Consider the following 17181-nt stretch of genomic DNA (forward strand, 5'->3'; position numbering starts at 1 on the left):
GTTTCAGTTTCGTCACCTTCATGCCAATGCACGAATTCGTTGGTGGACGTGCCTAAAAGTGTACTTACTCTATGCTATTTATGGATATTTTCCTAGCGCTACTGGTCCATTCATGGAGTGCTTTTGTCAGTAACTCAAAGTTAATTGGTTTGCTCAAGTAGGCATCCATACCAGCCGCCAAACATTTTTCTTTGTCTCCTTCCATGGCGTTGGCTGTCAGGGCGATGATCACAGAATCTTGGTGTTGCTCGCCGCATACGCCCTTACGGATCTCTTGTGTTGCGGTGTAGCCATCCATTTCTGGCATTTGGCAGTCCATGAGAATTACGTCATACATGGTTTGCGTACTGTTTAACATATCGAGTGCCACGCTACCGTTAATTGCACAGTCTACTTGCGCGCCCAGTTTGCTTAAAAAACTTAGTGCAACCGTTTGATTAATCTTGTTATCTTCGACTAATAATACTTTGCAACCGAGCTTAATATCCGGTGTGTTCGAGCTTTCAGTGATATTGTTTTGTAAAAGGGCAAGCGCATTCGCTGGGGTCAATGGTGCTAACAAGGTGTTGCTGCTATTGAATTGCGGATGACTTGATAGCTCATCCAAGGTATGACATAAAATCGCATATTTTAGATTATGTTTCTTGATTAAGTTTAATAGGGCTTGCGAGTCGAGTTCTGAGCATTGCGTTAAGATAGATGCGGTAATTATAAAGGCCGGCTGCATATTGTGTTGTGACTCGATAAAGTCGAGTGCTTCAGGCACGCTGATAAAGTGCTCAGTAGGGATCCGCCATGCGTTTAGCATATGTCGGGCGCTCAGTTCTGTTTGAGGATGCTGGTCGATGATAATCAGGCTATTACTGTTGCTATCAATGGCTTCAATTGGTTTTGCTTCTTGCAATTCAATATAAAAAGTAAAGGTACTGCCCACGTCTAATTTACTGTACGCATGCAGTGCGCCACCGAGCAACTCGCATAGCTGTTTGGCGATGGTTAAACCGAGCCCGGTCCCTCCGAATTTGCGGGTGGTTGAGAGATCAGCCTGTGTAAATGACTCAAAAATTTTGTCTAGCTGAGCCTTACTGATACCAATGCCAGTATCTTCGACACTGCACCACAATCGGGTGTTTGAGTTGGTCTGCTCGGTATAACAGGTGAGCGTAATTTTCCCGTTTTCAGTAAACTTAATGGCATTGCTAATGAGGTTATTAAGTATTTGTTTCAGGCGGTGGGGATCCGTCTTCGCGAACTGGCATTGCATATTGCGGCTATCTAAGAATAGTTCGGTATGTTGCTCAATGGCCTTGGGGGCAAAAGCGGCAAAGCAGTCACTGATAATTTGCACAAGATCGGTTTGCACTAGATCGACGTTCATTTTGCCGGCTTCGATTTTAGAAAAATCTAAAATATCGTTAATGATAGTCAATAATGACTCAGCCGAACTCTGAGCAAGCCCAAGGTGGCGCTTTTGTCCATCATTGAGGTTGGAGCTCGCCAGCACGTCGAGCATACCGAGTATGCCATTCATCGGGGTGCGTATTTCATGGCTCATACTGGCTAAAAATGTGGCTTTCACTTTCGCTGATTGTTCAGCGAGTTCCTTGTCCATGATCGCTTTATTTTGCGCTTGCTGTTGTTGTTGGCTGCTATACAAACTGGCAATCATTGCAGCAATGGCTTTGAGGAAACGTTGATCACTTTGGGTCCATTGTGGATACGAGGTATTAAACTCTGCACTGAGCACACCAAAAATATTGTCTTTAAACAGGATTGGCATAAACACAATTGCATCAATCTCAAAAGGTGACAGGTATTGCTCAGCGATCGATCGGGTAATGTTATGGCTGGTTGCCGCCCATGCTTCGACTGGTTTTTTTTCTAAAAGGGCATTGAATAACGCCGATTGTGACGCTTTTCGCCAGGGTGGAAAGTGTTGCAAACGGTCTTTTTTGGTATTACTGAAACAGACGGGGTATAAATGCGTTTGTTCGTGATTAAACAACCAAATACTTGCCCTATTTGCGCCGACGCCTTGGCACACCGTATCGATACAAAGCTCCTGAGCACGGTCTAAGTGGTTATTTAGGATTGCCTCATGGGTACTCAATTGAACGAGCAACTCGTTATTTTTAGCCACTTTTTCATGTTCGACTTCCATGGTTTTACGATCATGAATATTTTGAATTGAGCCAAAGACTTCCAATGTTCTTGAACCTGAACGGTTCGTTTGTGCCTTGATGAGCACCCAGCAAGGAGGCTTGTCTCTGGGCACAATTAAAAATTCGCCTTCAAATGCGGTGCCTTTTCGAATCGCTAGTCCCATCTCGTCTTGGAACTTTTTACGCTGTATACCCCCTTTAAAAAACTCAGTACTGCCCATCCATGAAGGTTGATAGTGGCGAGGCACATTAAATATTTGTTGTGTCACACTGGACCAGCTAATTTTGTGGCTGTTTAAGTCCACAGACCAGGCACCCACCTGCGCGAGCGAGCCCATGCTAGTTAAAGAGTTGGCTTGGTCTTCGAGTTGCTTTAACAGGCGTGTGAAAAAAACAAATGCGATGACAAAAAACAGCACGATGGTCAACAGTGCCAAGCGAAATGGCCACAGTGCCGATGCTTCGCCAGACCAGCCAAATCGCGGTGCGGCATACAGCACCCAAGATCCAGAGGGCACACTGATATTAAACGCAAGTGGGTTAAGTTGATGGATATCAGAGGAACCATAAAAGTAGGCACCTTGCTCGCCTTGTGCATGTTGTCCTCGAATGGCAATTTGGTAATTGTCCTCGAGCTCTGTGAGGCGCGCACTGGCATACAGTTTGTCCATATCAATCACAACCGAAAGCAGACCCCAAAAAGACTTATCTGCTGTGAAAACGGGAACTCTGGCAATGAGCGCTTCTCCACCTTGCATTAATTCGAGTGGTCCCGCGAGTACGATTTTCCCACTTTCTTTGGCTTGCAATGCTTCTTTTCGTTGGGTGGGGTGAGTGAGATAGTTAAGTCCCAATGCACTTTCGTTCCCTTTTAACGGATAGGTAAACTGCAAGATCATATCGGGCGCGGCACCCAAATTTCGCAATATGTCTTCTGACTCAAACAAAGGAGCGGCAATACGCGCAAACTCTGTTTGCGTCAGTGTGCCTTTATTGCCGAGGGCAATGGCTAACCCTCGAACCAATTGAATGTTGGCCGCAAGTTTGCCTTCTATGCGTGTGCGGTAAACATTAATATGCTCGTACGCACTGTTTTTTTGCACTTCAATCATATGTTTATGATTAACACGATCGATGTACCAGCCAGTCGCAACGATGACCGCGAGTAATAGCATTACGCTAAATTTTGAGAGAAATGCTTTCCTTTGCGGCACAACCGTCTCTGTTTGCATGTCTTTTCAATAGATTCCGTGAATAAGTTAACTATAGTTGCCCCTGCTTAATGTCGCCAAATCAAGAAGTGTTTTATGTTGTTTTAAACTTGATGAAACCTTATGGTTTTAGAGTGGCTGTATGATGATTGGATTTTGATTGTCTGTTAATGCATTGCTATATATCAGCAGGTAAACTGGCCGAGTGCGGCACAGTATAAAATTAGGTCTCTCTAAAGTAAGGAAAGTATATGCTGAAATGGTTAAAAGTTTTAATAGCCGTTGGGGTACTGGGTAGTTTATTACTGACCGCAATTGTTTATGGGGTGCTGTCACTTAGCCTGCCAGCATTGGATGGTCGCGGTTATTCCAACGCCCTTGAAGCACCGACCAAATTAAGTCGAGATACGCTTGGGCATGCAGTGATCAGTGCGCAAAATAGGACCGATGCCGCTTTTGTCATGGGGTATGCACACGGCCAAGATCGCTTTTTTCAAATGGATCTGTTGCGTCGTAACGCCGCAGGAGAGTTGAGCGAGTTATTTGGTGAAGCGGCGATACCTTTGGATAAGTCGATGCGATTTCATCAGTTTCGCCAACGCAGTGAGCAAATCGTTGCAGCGATGACACCACAAGAGCGACAACTACTTGAAACCTATGCCCAAGGGGTTAATGAAGGACGCATACAATCAGGGATGCCAAGTTTTGAGTATGTGTTGCTGAGCGCCGATGCAAAGCCATGGCAGCCAGCCGATTCTTTGTTAGTCATTTACAGCATGTATTTGGACTTGCAAAGTGCGACATTTCGTCGCGATAAAACCCTGATTCACATCGCGGCATTGTACGGTCAAGACATGGTCAATTTCATACTGCAACCCAGTCGTTTCCAAGCCGCGTTAGATGGCAGCCAACTGAATCGCCCTGCTTTGAATATTCCGACGCTGCCTGCTGTGGACAAACTGGGAGCTGTACAACATATTGAGCCTGAACCACTGTATGGCAGTAATAATTGGGCAGTGACTGGCGACCTTACTCACAGTGGGGCTGCCATGGTGTCTGATGATATGCATTTAGGGTTAAATGTGCCGTCGATTTGGTATCGTGCGCAGCTTAATTATCGCAGCCAATCAGGCGAAGCTGTTCAGGTGACGGGGGTTAGTTTACCTGGGGTGCCAGCGATTGTGGTTGGTAGTAATGATCACATAGCGTGGGGGTTTACCAACGGCTACTTGGATACGGCTGACTGGGTTGAATTAACCGTCAACGATAAAGTCGCGCCAGTCACAGAAACCATTCAATTGCCCAATGAACAAACGCATCACTATGAACTGTTGATCAGTGAGTTTGGCCCAGTCAAGTCGTTTAATGGCAAACAGTATGCGTTGCAATGGGTAGCCCACCAGCCATATGCCGTCAATTTGAACCTACTCAAATTTGAGACCTCGCACTCTGTTGAACAGGCACTCTCTGTGGCGAGCAACATTGGCATTCCGGTTCAAAATCTAATGGTGGTAGATAGACAAGGCAATGCGGCTTGGCAGCCCACGGGGGCGTTACCAGCTCGGGTATTTCCAAATGATTTAGCGGTGCCCTCATCACGGGCAGAAGAAGCGCATTGGAAAGTCAATGAGATTCAGCGCCCATATGTCTTGAATCCCACGAGTGGAAAATTGTGGACGGCGAATGCCCGAGTGATGTCTGCGCTCGATCATCGCCGCTTTGGCGATGGGGGCTATGCACTTGGTGCGCGCGCGCAACAGATACGAGACCGTCTATTGGCACAGCAGCAATTTACAGAAGCTGACTTTAATACGCTGCAATTGGATAACGAAGCCCTATTTTTAAAGCCTTGGCATGGTTTGTTAACGCGGACACTTAACGCTGCTCAATCACGAGGTGAAGATCACAAGCAGGCACTCGCTTATTTACAGGATTGGCAAGCATGCGCATGTAGTGAGTCGGTTGGGTATACGCTAGTCAGGGCTTTTCGCTCTCAAGTAATCGACATTGTATTTGCTCAGGTTGAACAGCGGCTAAAGTCACATGATGAAACATTGCGTCATCTCACACGGTATTTTGAACCCGCTTTATGGCAACTACTTGACCAGCAACCTCGAAGTTGGCTCGGCGACCATGCTTCCTGGCCTGAGTTATTAGTACAAGCTCATGTTCTAAGTAAGCAATCATTACGTGCGCAGTACGGCCCTCAAATGGCGAATTGGCAGTGGGGTGTCGTCAATGCGTTAACCGTGCAGCATCCATTTAGTAAACAGATGCCAATCCTAAGTCGCTTTTTAGATATGCCAACAGTACCGGGATTCGGAGACAAATTTATGCCCGCGGTGCAAGGCAGAGAGTTTGGTGCATCACAGCGTTTCATTGCCCAGCCGGGACATTTGAATAACGCCGTGATGACTGTGGCTGGGGGGCAGAGTGGTCACCCGCTATCGCCATACTACAGAAGCGGCTTTAAAGCCTATGCTGAAGGTAAGCTGACGCCACTATTACCTAGCGACGTCGCTCACACGATTGAACTGCTACCACGGCAAATTAAATAGCCGCACTTTATGGGTTAATTGAGATCGGATGTTTGGCTTGGTGTGGTTGTGGTGGTGCAGTTACGCCCTTTGGCTTTACTCGCGTATAGCGCGTCATCGGCAAGCTGCACTGCCACGCTAAAAGGCAGTGCAGGATGCCATTGGGCGATGCCAAAGCTCATTGTGACTTTAAGTGTATCGCCATAAAACCCTTGTGTTGCGATATCTCGGCGAATACTTTCGGCGCGCGCTTGCGCCTGTTCAAGGTCGCAATTGACGAGTACCAGTAAAAACTCTTCACCACCCCAGCGCACTGCAATGTCTGAGTTGAGCGCAAAGCGCGTAAGCCGCAGCGCAACTTCCACCAATACTTCATCCCCGGTGTCATGACCAAATTTGTCATTGACCGCTTTAAAGTGGTCAATGTCGGCCATGATGACACACATCTGTCGTGAAGTTGCGAGGCAGTCTTCTTGAGCGTTATTGATAAGCTCTTTGGCATAACGTCGATTAAATAAATTAGTGAGTGGGTCTTTGGCTGCCAGAGTTGCTAATTGGTAGCGGTGTGAAAAAGTGATTTCACGAATATGGCCAATAGTATAGATCGAAGGCAAACCGCAAATGAGTACATTTATAAAATGAATATAAGGTGCCAATTCACTGAATATAAATGTGTTTGGGACTTTGTCGAAGAGTTCGAATAAAATGGCAAAGGCCGTTATCAGGCCCAATGCGAGAAGGGAAGCCAATTTTAGTTTGAGTCGATAATCAAGTAAGATCAAACTGGCTATGGTCCAAAGGTAGTATTGAAACCCGTATGCCATTCCTAGGGTGGCACATACTAAGATGGAGTGTAGCGTGACCTCTAAACAAAACAGCCGCAGAGAGAGGTGGCTTTTTTGTTGATGTAAATAATAAATGCCCAGCAACCACAGCGCGACGCTGCCAACATTGATGATTGCCAAAAAGTACACATCGCAATACCAAAAAAAGAAAATCAAAAATGTGTGAAGCGCACAGCAATAGTTGGCTAGCTGTTTAAAAAGTCTGTTTTTTACCTGTTCAACCGCATCGGGTTTACTGAAGTAATGTTGACTCGTTGGCACGCAAATCCTAACTAATTTAGATGGGTATATTCCAGTATAGGTTAAGGATCCCACCGTGAAAAATAACGCAGATCGTTTTGCTTTGTGCCGGGTTGTCAGCTTGCCATGACCAAAATGGCGGCGATGGCGATTAGGAATAAGCCAAGTGTATCACGCTTTTTAGGTGGGGATTTAAGCCAGAATGTGGCAATGAGTATCGTAAAAAAGACTTCGATCTGCCCCAATGTTTTAACATAAGCCACGTGCTGTAAGCTCATTGCACTAAACCAACCAATGGACCCGATACAGCTTGTTAAGCTAACTAATAGGGTTAAGGGTAAGTGTTGTCGGATGACGCGCCAAGAGCTTGGTTCTTTAATCGTCAAGTACAGGCTCAGTATGAAAGTTTGACAACCAAGCACCCAAAAGAGCACCCATCCTGCACTGTGAGGAAAGGGAAGGGCGCTGGCAAGGCTGGCTTCTCTAACCCACAAAGAGGTGAGGGCAAAACAGGTACCACACGCCAGGCCTAAAGTGGCTGTTTTCAAGTTGAAATTTTGCAGGCTAAACCCACTCAGAATGAGGACCGCGCCCCCCCCGATAAGTACACCCAGCCAGCCTAATAAGGTGAGCGCTGAACCAAAAAAGATCATGCCCAAAATCGCCGCAACCAACGCTTCACTTTTAGCAAGGCCAGCACCAATCGCAAAGCTTTTTTGCTTAAACAAGATGACCATCAGTGCAGTCGCAATAATTTGCATCATACTCGCAGCAACAATATAGCTGACTAAAGTATTACTGTATTCGAGTGCTGGAGCTGGTTGAAACGCGTAGAGTAAATATACATATAAGCCGGCCAATGGGAGGGCAAAAAGAAAGCGAGCGAGCGTGACAGTAGCGACACTGGCGTGTGTGCTTAACCGACTTTGTAACGCATTGCGCCATGCCTGACTAAACGCAGCTAGGCAGGTAAAAAAGATCCATCCCATAATTGACTCTAAACGTGAAGTTTAAGTACTAAGTTACTATTTAAGTTAATAGTTTTCGAATGAAAAATAGTGATGTTGGGCATATATCTGAGCAATAAACGCATGTGCGACACTCGGTCACAGGGCGACATGAAACAAATTAATCGCCGCTTTGCAATAAAACTCGTCAGGCCTCCTGATGGTATTCGGTGGCTTTACACATTTTTATAAGCTTGTTTTCTGCTCTTTTATCACATGCCAAAATACGCTTTAATAACTGACAATATAATCAAAAGGACCTGTCATGGATGTGATCATTAGCTGCGCTTTAGTCGGTATGTTATTACCTTACTTTGCGAAAATCCCCGTTATTATTGAGATGCACAAGGCGGGAGGCTATAACAATAAGCAGCCTAGGGTACAGCAACACCAGCTAACGGGACGAGGCGCGCGTGCGGTTGCTGCCCACTACAACTGTTTTGAATCACTCGCTGTTTTTACGGTTGCCCTTGTTGTTGTACTGGGGACAAACCACACAGCCGAAGTTGTTCAGTGGCTAGCGATAGGCCATATTGTCGCACGCGTACTTTATTGTGTTTTTTACTGGTATGATTTGGATTTACTGCGCTCGATAACTTGGTTGATAGGGCTCATGAGTCCTATCACAATGGTGGTTTTAAGCTTGCAAGCCCTCTAATTTCAATGCATCCAAAGAGATTTGACGGACCTCACCTTCTGCGAGGGTATTGGGGTCAAGTGCGAGATTGGCAATACGGGTACGGTTAAGGTCAACGACACGTCTTCCGCAAAACTTCGCCATTTTTCTAATCTGGCGATTGAGTCCTTGCTTTAAAATGATAGAAAAGGTGTTGGGGGAGACTAGCCTTACGACACAAGGCAGCGTGAGTTGGCCATCCACAGGCACCCCTTGCGCCATTTGTTGGCAAAATTTTGCGTCAATCTCGCAGTCTACAGTGACGACATACTCTTTCTCTTGGTGGTTATCAGGGTGGATCAAGGCGTGGCATAGCTCACCGTCATTGGTCAGTAAAAGTAACCCTCGGCTATCTTTGTCGAGTCTTCCTATTGGGTATACCCTTGGACCACTGGGCAGCTGGTGGAACAAACTCGCTGGGTCATCTTCATTGAGTTTGCAGTCGATGCCCATGGGTTTATGGTACAAGTAGAGCAACTTTTCAGCTAGCCCCAATACCCGTTCGCCACACACATAGATGTCGTCTTGATCATTAACGTGGTCTATGTGGTTGGCTGGGTGGCCGTTAACCTGCACTTGCCCCTGATCAATGAGTCTCGATGCCTGACGTCGTGAGCAGACACCGCAATGGCTGAGGTACTTAGCAAGGCGCATAGGAGGACTAGCAATTGATCTAGACATAAACATCACATTTCAGTGTATCGAATGGAGATTATATCAGATCAGAACGTTTTGAGTCACAGATTAGAATCCAGGCGTGCATGAGTTTCGTATGACAATTAATTTGGAGTATTGTTATGAAAATAACCTTATCTGCGCTGCGTGATAGACAACCGATCAAGAAGATTGTCGCAAACTCATTGGATGTTGCCTTATATAACTTAATAGCCTGTGTGGGCGATGCAGAATATATTGTGGTGGACAGCAATGGCGAAGCCATTCGCGCGCGAAATCCCCTTGAACTGCAAAAGCTGGTGCAACATATCGACTACCAGAAAATGACCATTCGCCATCAAAGTGCCTATGATGAAATGATAGGCCAACCGACTCGTCAAGGCAGTAATCAATTGGAAGTGCCTTTTGGTGACAATAAATTGTACTAGGGCACAAGCATTGAATTATCGACGTGAAGATGTTTAGTATTGTGCGGAACTTATTGATTCGTGGGCCGTCAACTGAGATAACTTAGAAAGTTAGGCTAATGTGGGCGTGTTAGCGAAATAGATGCAACATCGGAGGGAATTTGAAAAAGGCAATATTCACTTTGGCAATTGGTGATAATCCCATGTATCAGGCTGCGATACACAGCTTCAGGCATTACGCGGCCAAAGTTGGGGCTGATCTGATCGTCGCGGATACATTAACGTTTAAAGTGCACATTGAGTCACCAAAGTTTGGGGCCAATCCAGCATGGGCTGAAAAGCTGCGCATCGGTCAGCTGTTGGATGAGTACGATCGGGTACTGTATCTTGATGCAGATATTTTAGTGCACCCTGATACCCCTAATATCTTCCAAAAATATGATGATTTAGACACGGTTTATATGCTTAATGAGGGCGCTACGTGTGTACGGGAGAATGAAAAGTCGTTAATAGAACAGACTCTAGGGGGAATTGATTGGCCTTATTTTGACAATAAACCTATTTACTATAATGTCGGTGTTATTCTGATCTCGAAGGGATGCCGTTTATTCGATTTTGCAACGCTTTCTAGGTTACAACAGGTGTGTAACGAGGTGCGGTTTTACGAGCAAACACTCTTTAATTATGAGTTGTTTCGAAACCAAATTAAGCATCAGGCACTCAGCGAAGACTTTAATCGAATGGATATGTTTGGCAAACAAAACTATTGTCGCGCAGGCTTTATTCACTACGCTGGCAAAGGGTATGCAAAAAACAACCGCCGACGAGATGTACAATTTTTAAAAGATTTTGCTCAGTTGTATCAAGGGCTCGTGCCAGAGCAAGAAATTGCGAGACTTAAGCAAGCTGCGTGGCATCAGTTTTTAATTAAAGTAAATAAAAAGTATCCTTTACCAAGTGTATTGATCAACACGCTTTGTGTCTTGTTTGTACCCAGATAGTTGATGATCAAAATAAACTCAGCAATTTTTTTAATTAAATTCACACTTTATTAAAACAATCATAGATACTACAGTTACACTTAAACTAACTTAGGTTAAATTGGTGTTACTTGTTGTGGAGATCAATAAATTACAGCTGGAACTAAACCAGTGTACCGATCTCGTGCGAGTAGGTGAGCAACATGAGCGTGGTCACCTGATCCCCGCACGTGCGATCGCGAAAACAAAAACATTACTGTCTTTAGGGGCACATGATAATTGGGCTTTTGACAAAGCTTTTCAACAGCTTAATCCAGATTGTAAAGTGATTGGTGTTGACTACCAATTGAGCCTGTCTTCTATTGTCAGTGGTGCGTTTAGGAGTGGCGTTAAGTCATTGCAAAGCGTGTTGTTTGGCCAATTAAAGCAAAGTAAAGCGCATGTAAAAGCATTACTAAATCGAGTATTGCTGTACACTTTTTATAGAAGTGGTAACCGATTACTACGTCGTAGAGTCAGTGGCCACACGAATGAAGATGAAATTAGCTTAGAAACACTGATTGCGGTATATGGCACCATTGAAGACAATGCCACAATGCTCAACATCAGCATGTCGTGTGATGATTACCAGATGGTGGAAGATATTATTCGGCTAGAGAGTATGTTGAGTGTAGTGACGATAGAACTGGCGCCCGTACCTGAATGTATGTCAGAAGTGAACCTGTTTATTGAGCGCATGTCAGAGTCGTTTGAGGTTGTGCATATATCGGGTGGAGAAATTAATCGCGCTGAGCAAACACCGCTGGAGCTGACCTTTATGAATCGTAGGCTGTCGTCCTCGAAGTGACCCCCGTCTAATTAAGCGCTTATGAGCCTGTTATTTACTCCCTTGGTTTGAGAATTAATTGTGCATTTTGCTGATCTATTTCAAACTTGAAATGGCGTAAGAAGTTCATACCAAGTAACCCCGGCCCTTGCCCAGATGTTGTCATCACACCAAACTCAAATGGTGTCTGTTGTTTTGAGCCTATTTGGATACCAGGGCTTTGATAAAAAGGAATTTCTACGATGCCATTGGCTGTGCTGACGCGTCGTGCGGTTAAAAAATTTACATCATAGGCAAGCAAGTCAAACTGAGCGGCGGTGAGCGCAGTGATACTTGCACCGGTATCGATCATCAGTTCAATGTGCTGGCCTGCAATTTTCGCCTGCAACATATAGTGCTCGCCACGCCGTGTTAGTGGAATTATTTCAATCTGCTGATACTTACTGTTCAATATTTCAAGCAAGGGCGCAATGAGTTGGTGCCGTTGCTGTTGAGGCGTTAGCTGTGTCAACAACAGTTCCGCTTCTAGGTTATTTTCTAACGCTAAATGTGCGTGTGCAATACGTGCCACGAGGGTCAGGTTATCAGGCAGTTCCCCGAGCCAAACTTGGCCCCTATCAATTAATTCATGCCAGTGGTTATGTGCTGTTAGTTCTTCGAGTTCCGTATTTATTAGCGTGACCAAGGTGCTCACGAGGTGAGGGTGTTCCGGAAATTGCCGCGACAATTGAATATATCGATAAATGGCTTCTATGCGTTCACCACGGGCTAAAAAAACCGCTGCTTCAAACTGTAATGCGATTAAATCATCGGGCACAACTGCTAAATATTTTTGCACAAATAGCAAGTAATCAGCCAGTGTATTTGATGAGGCTGTATCCAAGGTGTTATGCAAGGTATTGACCCAAGTGTGGATGGTTTGAGCTGAGCGACTCTCTAGTGGCAGCGTTTGCCACTGTTCGAATGCCGTAAACAGTTGTCCTGCGGCAAATGCTTGTTCCATTACAACATGCGCTGTGGGTGTGTGGGAAGGTGCTGATGAATACGCAGTGACATCTTGGGGCGCAGTGCTAGTGTCGTTTTGGGCAGTATTACCAGATAGCTGTTCAGCGATAAAAACTTGTTTTAACAGTGAATTGGGACGATGCCAATCAAAGTAAATATTGAGTGTAAGGGAGCAAAATAACAATAGATTAAGCATGTGTTTCATTATTTCTAATCTCCCTTATGCCATAAATTATTGGTCAATATGAGGCTGTACCGCTTGTTTAATGGCAGCTGCAAAGTCACGTGTAAAGGCTATGCCCAAAGCTGTCAGTCGAGCGTCTGCAAGCGCGCAGTTATATGGCCTCGTCGCACTTTGCGTTGGCTCTGGAAGCGCAATAAGGTTATCAGGGTTTTGTCCCAGCGCATCGGCAATATGCCTAGCCATTTGGTATTTGGTCATTGATTGGTTGTCAGAAATATGAAAGATCCCACCTGTCGTGGAGTGGGGGTGCTGTAACAGCGCTTGTAAAGTTAGTGCAATGTCTTCGACATGGGTTGGGAATCGCACTGCCCAATCGTCATGCGCACTGTTCGTTTGTGCGAGGATTTGCTGTGCAATCATTGTCACGGCAGATTCAGCCAGATGTTCAACCTCTCCATATAAAACAGGTACACGAATAACAGTATGCAATGCACTGTTTGCCAGTATCGCTTGTTCTGCGAGGGCTTTACTCTGGCCATAGAAATTAACCGGTGACCGTGTTGCATTCTCTAAATAAGGGGCTGATTTACCATCAAACACATAGTCGGTGCTAATAAAGATAAAATGAATATGGCGTGCCCGACATTGACTAGCCAAAAATTCAGCGGCTTTGACATTTAGTGCAATGGTGGCGTCATGATCGTTTTCGCATACATCGGGTTTTCGTTCGGCCGCAGCATGGATCATGACATCGGGTTGGTGCTTGTCTAAAAAGTGAATGATGGCAGCTTCTTGATTTAAATCGAGTTGCTCAATGGGTGGCTTTGCCCTACTGAAACCTGTACCAATCACTGTGTGCGAGTGTGCGAGTACTTTGAAAAGTGTACGGCCTAGCAGACCTGTCGCACCTGTAACAACAATTTTGCGCATAAACTGAATTTTACCTTGGCATGTGTGTATTCATCTTAACGCTGCTCGGGTCGATTTAAAAAGTATTATCGATATATTAACCACTAAAAAGCCGTACTCTTTGTTGGTTCGGTTGTTGTATGTACAAAAGAAAAGAACATAGTATGCGGTAAAGCAGAAGGCGCATTGTGGTATGGAAAAGGTGTTCGAATGCCCTCATTGAAGGCGATATCACGAGTATGTTGTACTTTTGCTTAGTAAGACTGAATACCATGATAGGTAGCGCCACCTGCCATGACATTGCGGGCGCCAGCCCGCGCATAGTCAGACGTTAAACGCGGTTTAGCTTAATCGCGACAGCTGGAGAATATCACTGATTTCGATATCTGCCAGTCCTTTGTATGTATAGGCTGTGGATTGGTTATTGAGCCATACACTTTGGCATCCAGCTAAGTTTGCGCCTTGTACGTCCGTGTCCAAACTATCTCCAATATGGAGGATCTGCTGTGGTTTGACACCTAGGTCCTGACATGCACGTTGGAATAATGCGGCATCAGGTTTCGCTTTACCATCAGGGCCAGCAAGGTAAACTCGCTCAAAAACACCCGCTAAGTTGAACTTTTCAACGTCAACGTTGCCATTCGTAATGGCAATGAGCGTATATTTCTTTGCCAGCTGTTGTAGCATGGCAAGAACAGAGTCGGACACCGTGATATTACTACGGGCTTGTGCAAATGCTTGATATGCATTGTTTGAATGTCTTTCAATTTCGTCTTTGGTAAGGTTCAGTTGAGACATACCATACCTTAACGCTACTTGCCTCCAAGTTGTGACATCATCCTGCAAGTGCGGCTGTGTATTGCCAATATGACGCCTGCATTCAAGCCAATAGTCCCCTTGTTTATTGGCCCACGCAGGAATTGACTGTAAATAATCCTGCATTGCTCGGATGGCGTTTAGGATAATTGGGTGGTTGTTATACAGCGTGTCATCTAAATCAAAGCTTAATACTCTAACGGGGGTAATGGCTCGGTTAAATCGCATCATACTCAGTCTGGTTTGTACTATTAAAGCTTATTGTACGCGAAAAGCGGGCTGACGGCGCAAACTGAAAGCATCTTTAATGGACTATTTTTTTTGTCTCGCGCGAGGGTGAGCTTGATCGTACACTTTGGCAAGGTGTTGAAAGTCAACATGGGTATAGACTTGGGTTGCCGATAAACTGCTGTGGCCGAGCATTTCTTGTATCGCACGCAGATCTCCGCTGGACTCTAGGAGGTGGCTGGCAAATGAGTGGCGCAGTTTATGTGGGTGAACATTGGCAGAGATCCCTTGTTTTATTCCCCACTCTTTCATTCGAGCACGCACATGACGTATTGAGATACGCGTTTTGCGCTTGCTGACAAACATGGCTGGTTCATCTTCATGGGCAAAAAGTGGCCGCAGTTTAAGCCACGCACCAATGGCGTCCAAGGCTTTTGAACCAACGGGAATTACCCGCTCTTTATTACCTTTACCGAGTACCCTAATTTCGCCTTCCCTAATGTCATTTAGATTGGTATTGACCAATTCACTCACACGCAACCCACTGGAGTACATTAGTTCCATCATGGCTTTGTCACGCACAGCTAAGGCATCATCCGCATTGATTTCTAGTAGTTGTAGCATCTGATCAACATCAAGGTTTTTTGGCAGAGGCTTTTGAAATTTTGGGCCTTTTTGTCCTGCGGCTGGGTTATGTAAGCTTGTACTATGCGCGTGTTTAGTTTTTAAAAATTTATATAAGCTGCGGATACAGCTGAGTTTTAAATTGATGCTTCTGGGGTTGTATTGTTTGCTGCGTAGTGACATCGAAAAGCGCCGAATTTGCTCACTACTGACTGAAAACCAATCATCACTTTGCGTCGCAAAAAAATGGGCTGCTAACTGCAACTGTGTTTGGTATTGGCGTACTGTGTGAGCAGAATATTGCTTTTCATACTGTAAGTACGCCATAAAGTCAGTGATTGGCTGCTGCCATTGTGGGGTAAGTGTATTGGCGTCATTGCCGCTCATGCGAGCTCTTTCAAACGCAGCTGTAAGGAGGATACCAACTCGTTGACAAACAAGTTGCCGTTGTCAGGAGAGAAGTGGTCGGCACAATCACTTGCAAAGGCCAGTATAGCGGTTGGATCGCTGCTGGGACCAAGCAGGTAAAGTGCGACTGAGCGGCAATCAAAGCCACTAAATAGTAACTTTTGTTCTTGTTTATCCAAGCGACCAAGATAACGAGGCAATTTGTTCAAGCGTCTGTTGATCAGGCCATCTAATGTCGTGTCGTATTGAATGAGCTGACACACATTGATTTTGGGTGATTGGGTTAAGGTATCCGCTAATATGTCAGCAAGTTCTTGAAAGCTTTGGCAATACCATAACGCACGTTGGCAGTCATTAAAGAGCTTAAAAATAAGCTCATTTTCTCTTGCGGATGCCATCATGCGTTCTATTTGTGCGTGCAATTTGGCGTTTTCTTCACGCAAGAGACGCTGCTGCATCAACGCTAGGTTTGGCGCGCCCTGTTGCTGAATATGCAAATTGAGATCGAGTAACAAGTATGGGTGTTCTATCAGAAAGTCAGGATTTTTTTGTAAAAAGGTCATCACTTCTGTGTCAGATACTGGTGTTTTTTTCTCACTCATATTGCTACCTGTCCATCAAAAACATGTTCAGCTGGGCCGGTCATTTTTACCGGCTTACTACCGCCATTCCAACGTATCTGCAAGGTGCCACCAGGCAGATCAACACGTACGGTATCTGCCAATTTGCCCTGTTTGATACCAATGGCAACCGCACCACACGCACCGCTGCCACACGCTAAGGTCTCATTTGCGCCACGCTCCCAAACTCGCAGCTTAATGTGTTCACGGTTAATGATCTGCATAAAACCTACATTAGCGCGTTTTGGAAAACGTTCATGGTGCTCTAGCAGCGGTCCTAACGTGTCGACTTCTGCGGTATCAATGTCATCCACTTCTAGCACACAATGCGGGTTCCCCATTGAAACTACCCCACAAAAGACCGTGTGTTCGCCAGCCCTTAGAATATAGGTTAGTTCGCTTTGTTGCGCTTTAAATGGAATATCTTGTGGTGCAAATTGTGGAGTGCCCATATTAACAGTGACTTGGCCGTCTTTCTCTGTGTAGAGCGTGATATCACCGCCCTTTGTTGAAACGCTAACTTTGTGTTTGTTCGTTAGCCCTTTCATTCGGACAAAACGGGCAAAACAGCGTGCTCCATTGCCACATTGCTCTACTTCTGTGCCATCGCTATTAAAGATACGGTAATGGAAATCCAAATCAGGTGAATAAGGCGGCTCAACCAGCAGTAACTGATCGAAACCGATACCAAAGTGTCGATCGGCAAGCTTGCGGATCTGATCTCGGGATAGAAAGACATTTTGTGTGACATTATCTATCACCACAAAGTCATTTCCTAAGCCGTGCATCTTTGAAAAATTTACAAACATATTACCTTACTA

The 17181-nt window shown here is 45.2% G+C and carries 15 protein-coding genes; 5 read left to right on the top strand and 10 right to left on the bottom strand.

Features of this window, described 5'->3' with window-relative positions:
- Positions 1–64: 64 nt before the first annotated feature.
- The gene (locus L1286_RS13775; protein WP_235407627.1) at positions 65–3394 is read right to left on the bottom strand and encodes an ATP-binding protein; all 3330 of its coding nucleotides are present in this window, start codon (positions 3392–3394) and stop codon (positions 65–67) included.
- A 230-nt stretch (positions 3395–3624) separates the two neighbouring features.
- Here L1286_RS13775 and L1286_RS13780 point away from each other — a divergent pair, with 230 nt between their 5' ends.
- Positions 3625–5931, top strand: coding sequence for a penicillin acylase family protein (locus L1286_RS13780; RefSeq protein ID WP_235407628.1), 2307 nt, complete (start codon positions 3625–3627; stop codon positions 5929–5931).
- A 14-nt stretch (positions 5932–5945) separates the two neighbouring features.
- On the opposite strand, the gene L1286_RS13785 is transcribed toward L1286_RS13780, so the two are convergent.
- Both L1286_RS13785 and L1286_RS13790 read right to left on the bottom strand, forming a co-directional pair.
- Positions 5946–7016: a GGDEF domain-containing protein gene (locus L1286_RS13785; RefSeq protein ID WP_235407629.1), complete on the bottom strand. Its 1071-nt coding sequence runs from the start codon at positions 7014–7016 to the stop codon at positions 5946–5948.
- A gap of 95 nt (positions 7017–7111) precedes the next feature.
- Positions 7112–7984: a DMT family transporter gene (locus L1286_RS13790; protein WP_235407630.1), complete on the bottom strand. Its 873-nt coding sequence runs from the start codon at positions 7982–7984 to the stop codon at positions 7112–7114.
- A gap of 283 nt (positions 7985–8267) precedes the next feature.
- On the opposite strand from L1286_RS13790, the gene L1286_RS13795 reads away from it, so the two are divergent.
- The gene (locus tag L1286_RS13795; protein ID WP_235407631.1) at positions 8268–8660 is read left to right on the top strand and encodes an MAPEG family protein; all 393 of its coding nucleotides are present in this window, start codon (positions 8268–8270) and stop codon (positions 8658–8660) included.
- Here the strand turns inward: L1286_RS13795 and L1286_RS13800 are convergent.
- On the bottom strand, positions 8640–9359 hold the full coding sequence (locus L1286_RS13800; protein WP_235407632.1) for a pseudouridine synthase: 720 nt from the start codon (positions 9357–9359) through the stop codon (positions 8640–8642). The two genes, L1286_RS13795 and L1286_RS13800, sit on opposite strands and share 21 nt — an antisense overlap.
- A gap of 116 nt (positions 9360–9475) precedes the next feature.
- Here L1286_RS13800 and L1286_RS13805 point away from each other — a divergent pair, with 116 nt between their 5' ends.
- The 3 genes from L1286_RS13805 (at position 9476) to L1286_RS13815 (ending at position 11587) form a co-directional block, all read left to right on the top strand.
- Positions 9476–9781, top strand: a complete 306-nt coding sequence (locus L1286_RS13805; RefSeq protein WP_235407633.1) for a DUF6482 family protein — start codon at positions 9476–9478, stop codon at positions 9779–9781.
- A gap of 140 nt (positions 9782–9921) precedes the next feature.
- The gene (locus L1286_RS13810) at positions 9922–10761 is read left to right on the top strand and encodes a glycosyltransferase family 8 protein (RefSeq protein WP_235407634.1); all 840 of its coding nucleotides are present in this window, start codon (positions 9922–9924) and stop codon (positions 10759–10761) included.
- Between the two features lie 115 nt (positions 10762–10876).
- On the top strand, positions 10877–11587 hold the full coding sequence (locus L1286_RS13815; RefSeq protein ID WP_235407635.1) for a hypothetical protein: 711 nt from the start codon (positions 10877–10879) through the stop codon (positions 11585–11587).
- Positions 11588–11621: 34 nt separating this feature from the next.
- Here the strand turns inward: L1286_RS13815 and L1286_RS13820 are convergent, their stop codons facing one another.
- The 6 genes from L1286_RS13820 to dapF all read right to left on the bottom strand — a co-directional run bounded on the left by L1286_RS13820 (position 11622) and on the right by dapF (position 17169).
- Positions 11622–12776: a retropepsin-like aspartic protease family protein gene (locus tag L1286_RS13820; protein WP_235407636.1), complete on the bottom strand. Its 1155-nt coding sequence runs from the start codon at positions 12774–12776 to the stop codon at positions 11622–11624.
- Between the two features lie 27 nt (positions 12777–12803).
- Positions 12804–13685, bottom strand: coding sequence for a dTDP-4-dehydrorhamnose reductase family protein (locus L1286_RS13825; protein ID WP_235407637.1), 882 nt, complete (start codon positions 13683–13685; stop codon positions 12804–12806).
- Positions 13686–14006: 321 nt separating this feature from the next.
- Positions 14007–14711 (bottom strand): HAD-IA family hydrolase, encoded by a 705-nt coding sequence (locus L1286_RS13830; protein WP_235407638.1) that lies wholly within the window; start codon positions 14709–14711, stop codon positions 14007–14009.
- An 81-nt stretch (positions 14712–14792) separates the two neighbouring features.
- The gene (gene xerC, locus L1286_RS13835) at positions 14793–15719 is read right to left on the bottom strand and encodes a tyrosine recombinase XerC (RefSeq protein WP_235407639.1); all 927 of its coding nucleotides are present in this window, start codon (positions 15717–15719) and stop codon (positions 14793–14795) included.
- On the bottom strand, positions 15716–16342 hold the full coding sequence (locus L1286_RS13840) for a DUF484 family protein (protein WP_235407640.1): 627 nt from the start codon (positions 16340–16342) through the stop codon (positions 15716–15718). Before L1286_RS13840 ends, xerC begins: the two co-directional genes overlap by 4 nt.
- Complete coding sequence (gene dapF / locus L1286_RS13845) at positions 16339–17169, bottom strand: diaminopimelate epimerase (RefSeq protein ID WP_235407641.1); 831 nt, start codon at positions 17167–17169, stop codon at positions 16339–16341. The genes L1286_RS13840 and dapF overlap by 4 nt, the downstream gene beginning before the upstream one ends.
- Between the last annotated feature and the right edge of the window lie 12 nt (positions 17170–17181).

Source organism: Pseudoalteromonas sp. SMS1 (genome assembly GCF_021530565.1).
Taxonomy (GTDB): Bacteria; Pseudomonadota; Gammaproteobacteria; order Enterobacterales; family Alteromonadaceae; genus Pseudoalteromonas.

Coding starts and splice junctions, on each gene's coding strand:
- L1286_RS13820 (WP_235407636.1), bottom strand. CDS start 12,776: ATGAAACACATGCTTAATCTATTGTTATTTTGCTCCCTTACACTCAAT.
- L1286_RS13840 (WP_235407640.1), bottom strand. CDS start 16,342: ATGAGTGAGAAAAAAACACCAGTATCTGACACAGAAGTGATGACCTTT.
- L1286_RS13805 (WP_235407633.1), top strand. CDS start 9,476: ATGAAAATAACCTTATCTGCGCTGCGTGATAGACAACCGATCAAGAAG.
- L1286_RS13780 (WP_235407628.1), top strand. CDS start 3,625: ATGCTGAAATGGTTAAAAGTTTTAATAGCCGTTGGGGTACTGGGTAGT.
- L1286_RS13800 (WP_235407632.1), bottom strand. CDS start 9,359: ATGTCTAGATCAATTGCTAGTCCTCCTATGCGCCTTGCTAAGTACCTC.
- dapF (WP_235407641.1), bottom strand. CDS start 17,169: ATGTTTGTAAATTTTTCAAAGATGCACGGCTTAGGAAATGACTTTGTG.
- L1286_RS13830 (WP_235407638.1), bottom strand. CDS start 14,711: ATGATGCGATTTAACCGAGCCATTACCCCCGTTAGAGTATTAAGCTTT.
- L1286_RS13825 (WP_235407637.1), bottom strand. CDS start 13,685: ATGCGCAAAATTGTTGTTACAGGTGCGACAGGTCTGCTAGGCCGTACA.
- xerC (WP_235407639.1), bottom strand. CDS start 15,719: ATGAGCGGCAATGACGCCAATACACTTACCCCACAATGGCAGCAGCCA.
- L1286_RS13775 (WP_235407627.1), bottom strand. CDS start 3,394: ATGCAAACAGAGACGGTTGTGCCGCAAAGGAAAGCATTTCTCTCAAAA.
- L1286_RS13790 (WP_235407630.1), bottom strand. CDS start 7,984: ATGGGATGGATCTTTTTTACCTGCCTAGCTGCGTTTAGTCAGGCATGG.
- L1286_RS13795 (WP_235407631.1), top strand. CDS start 8,268: ATGGATGTGATCATTAGCTGCGCTTTAGTCGGTATGTTATTACCTTAC.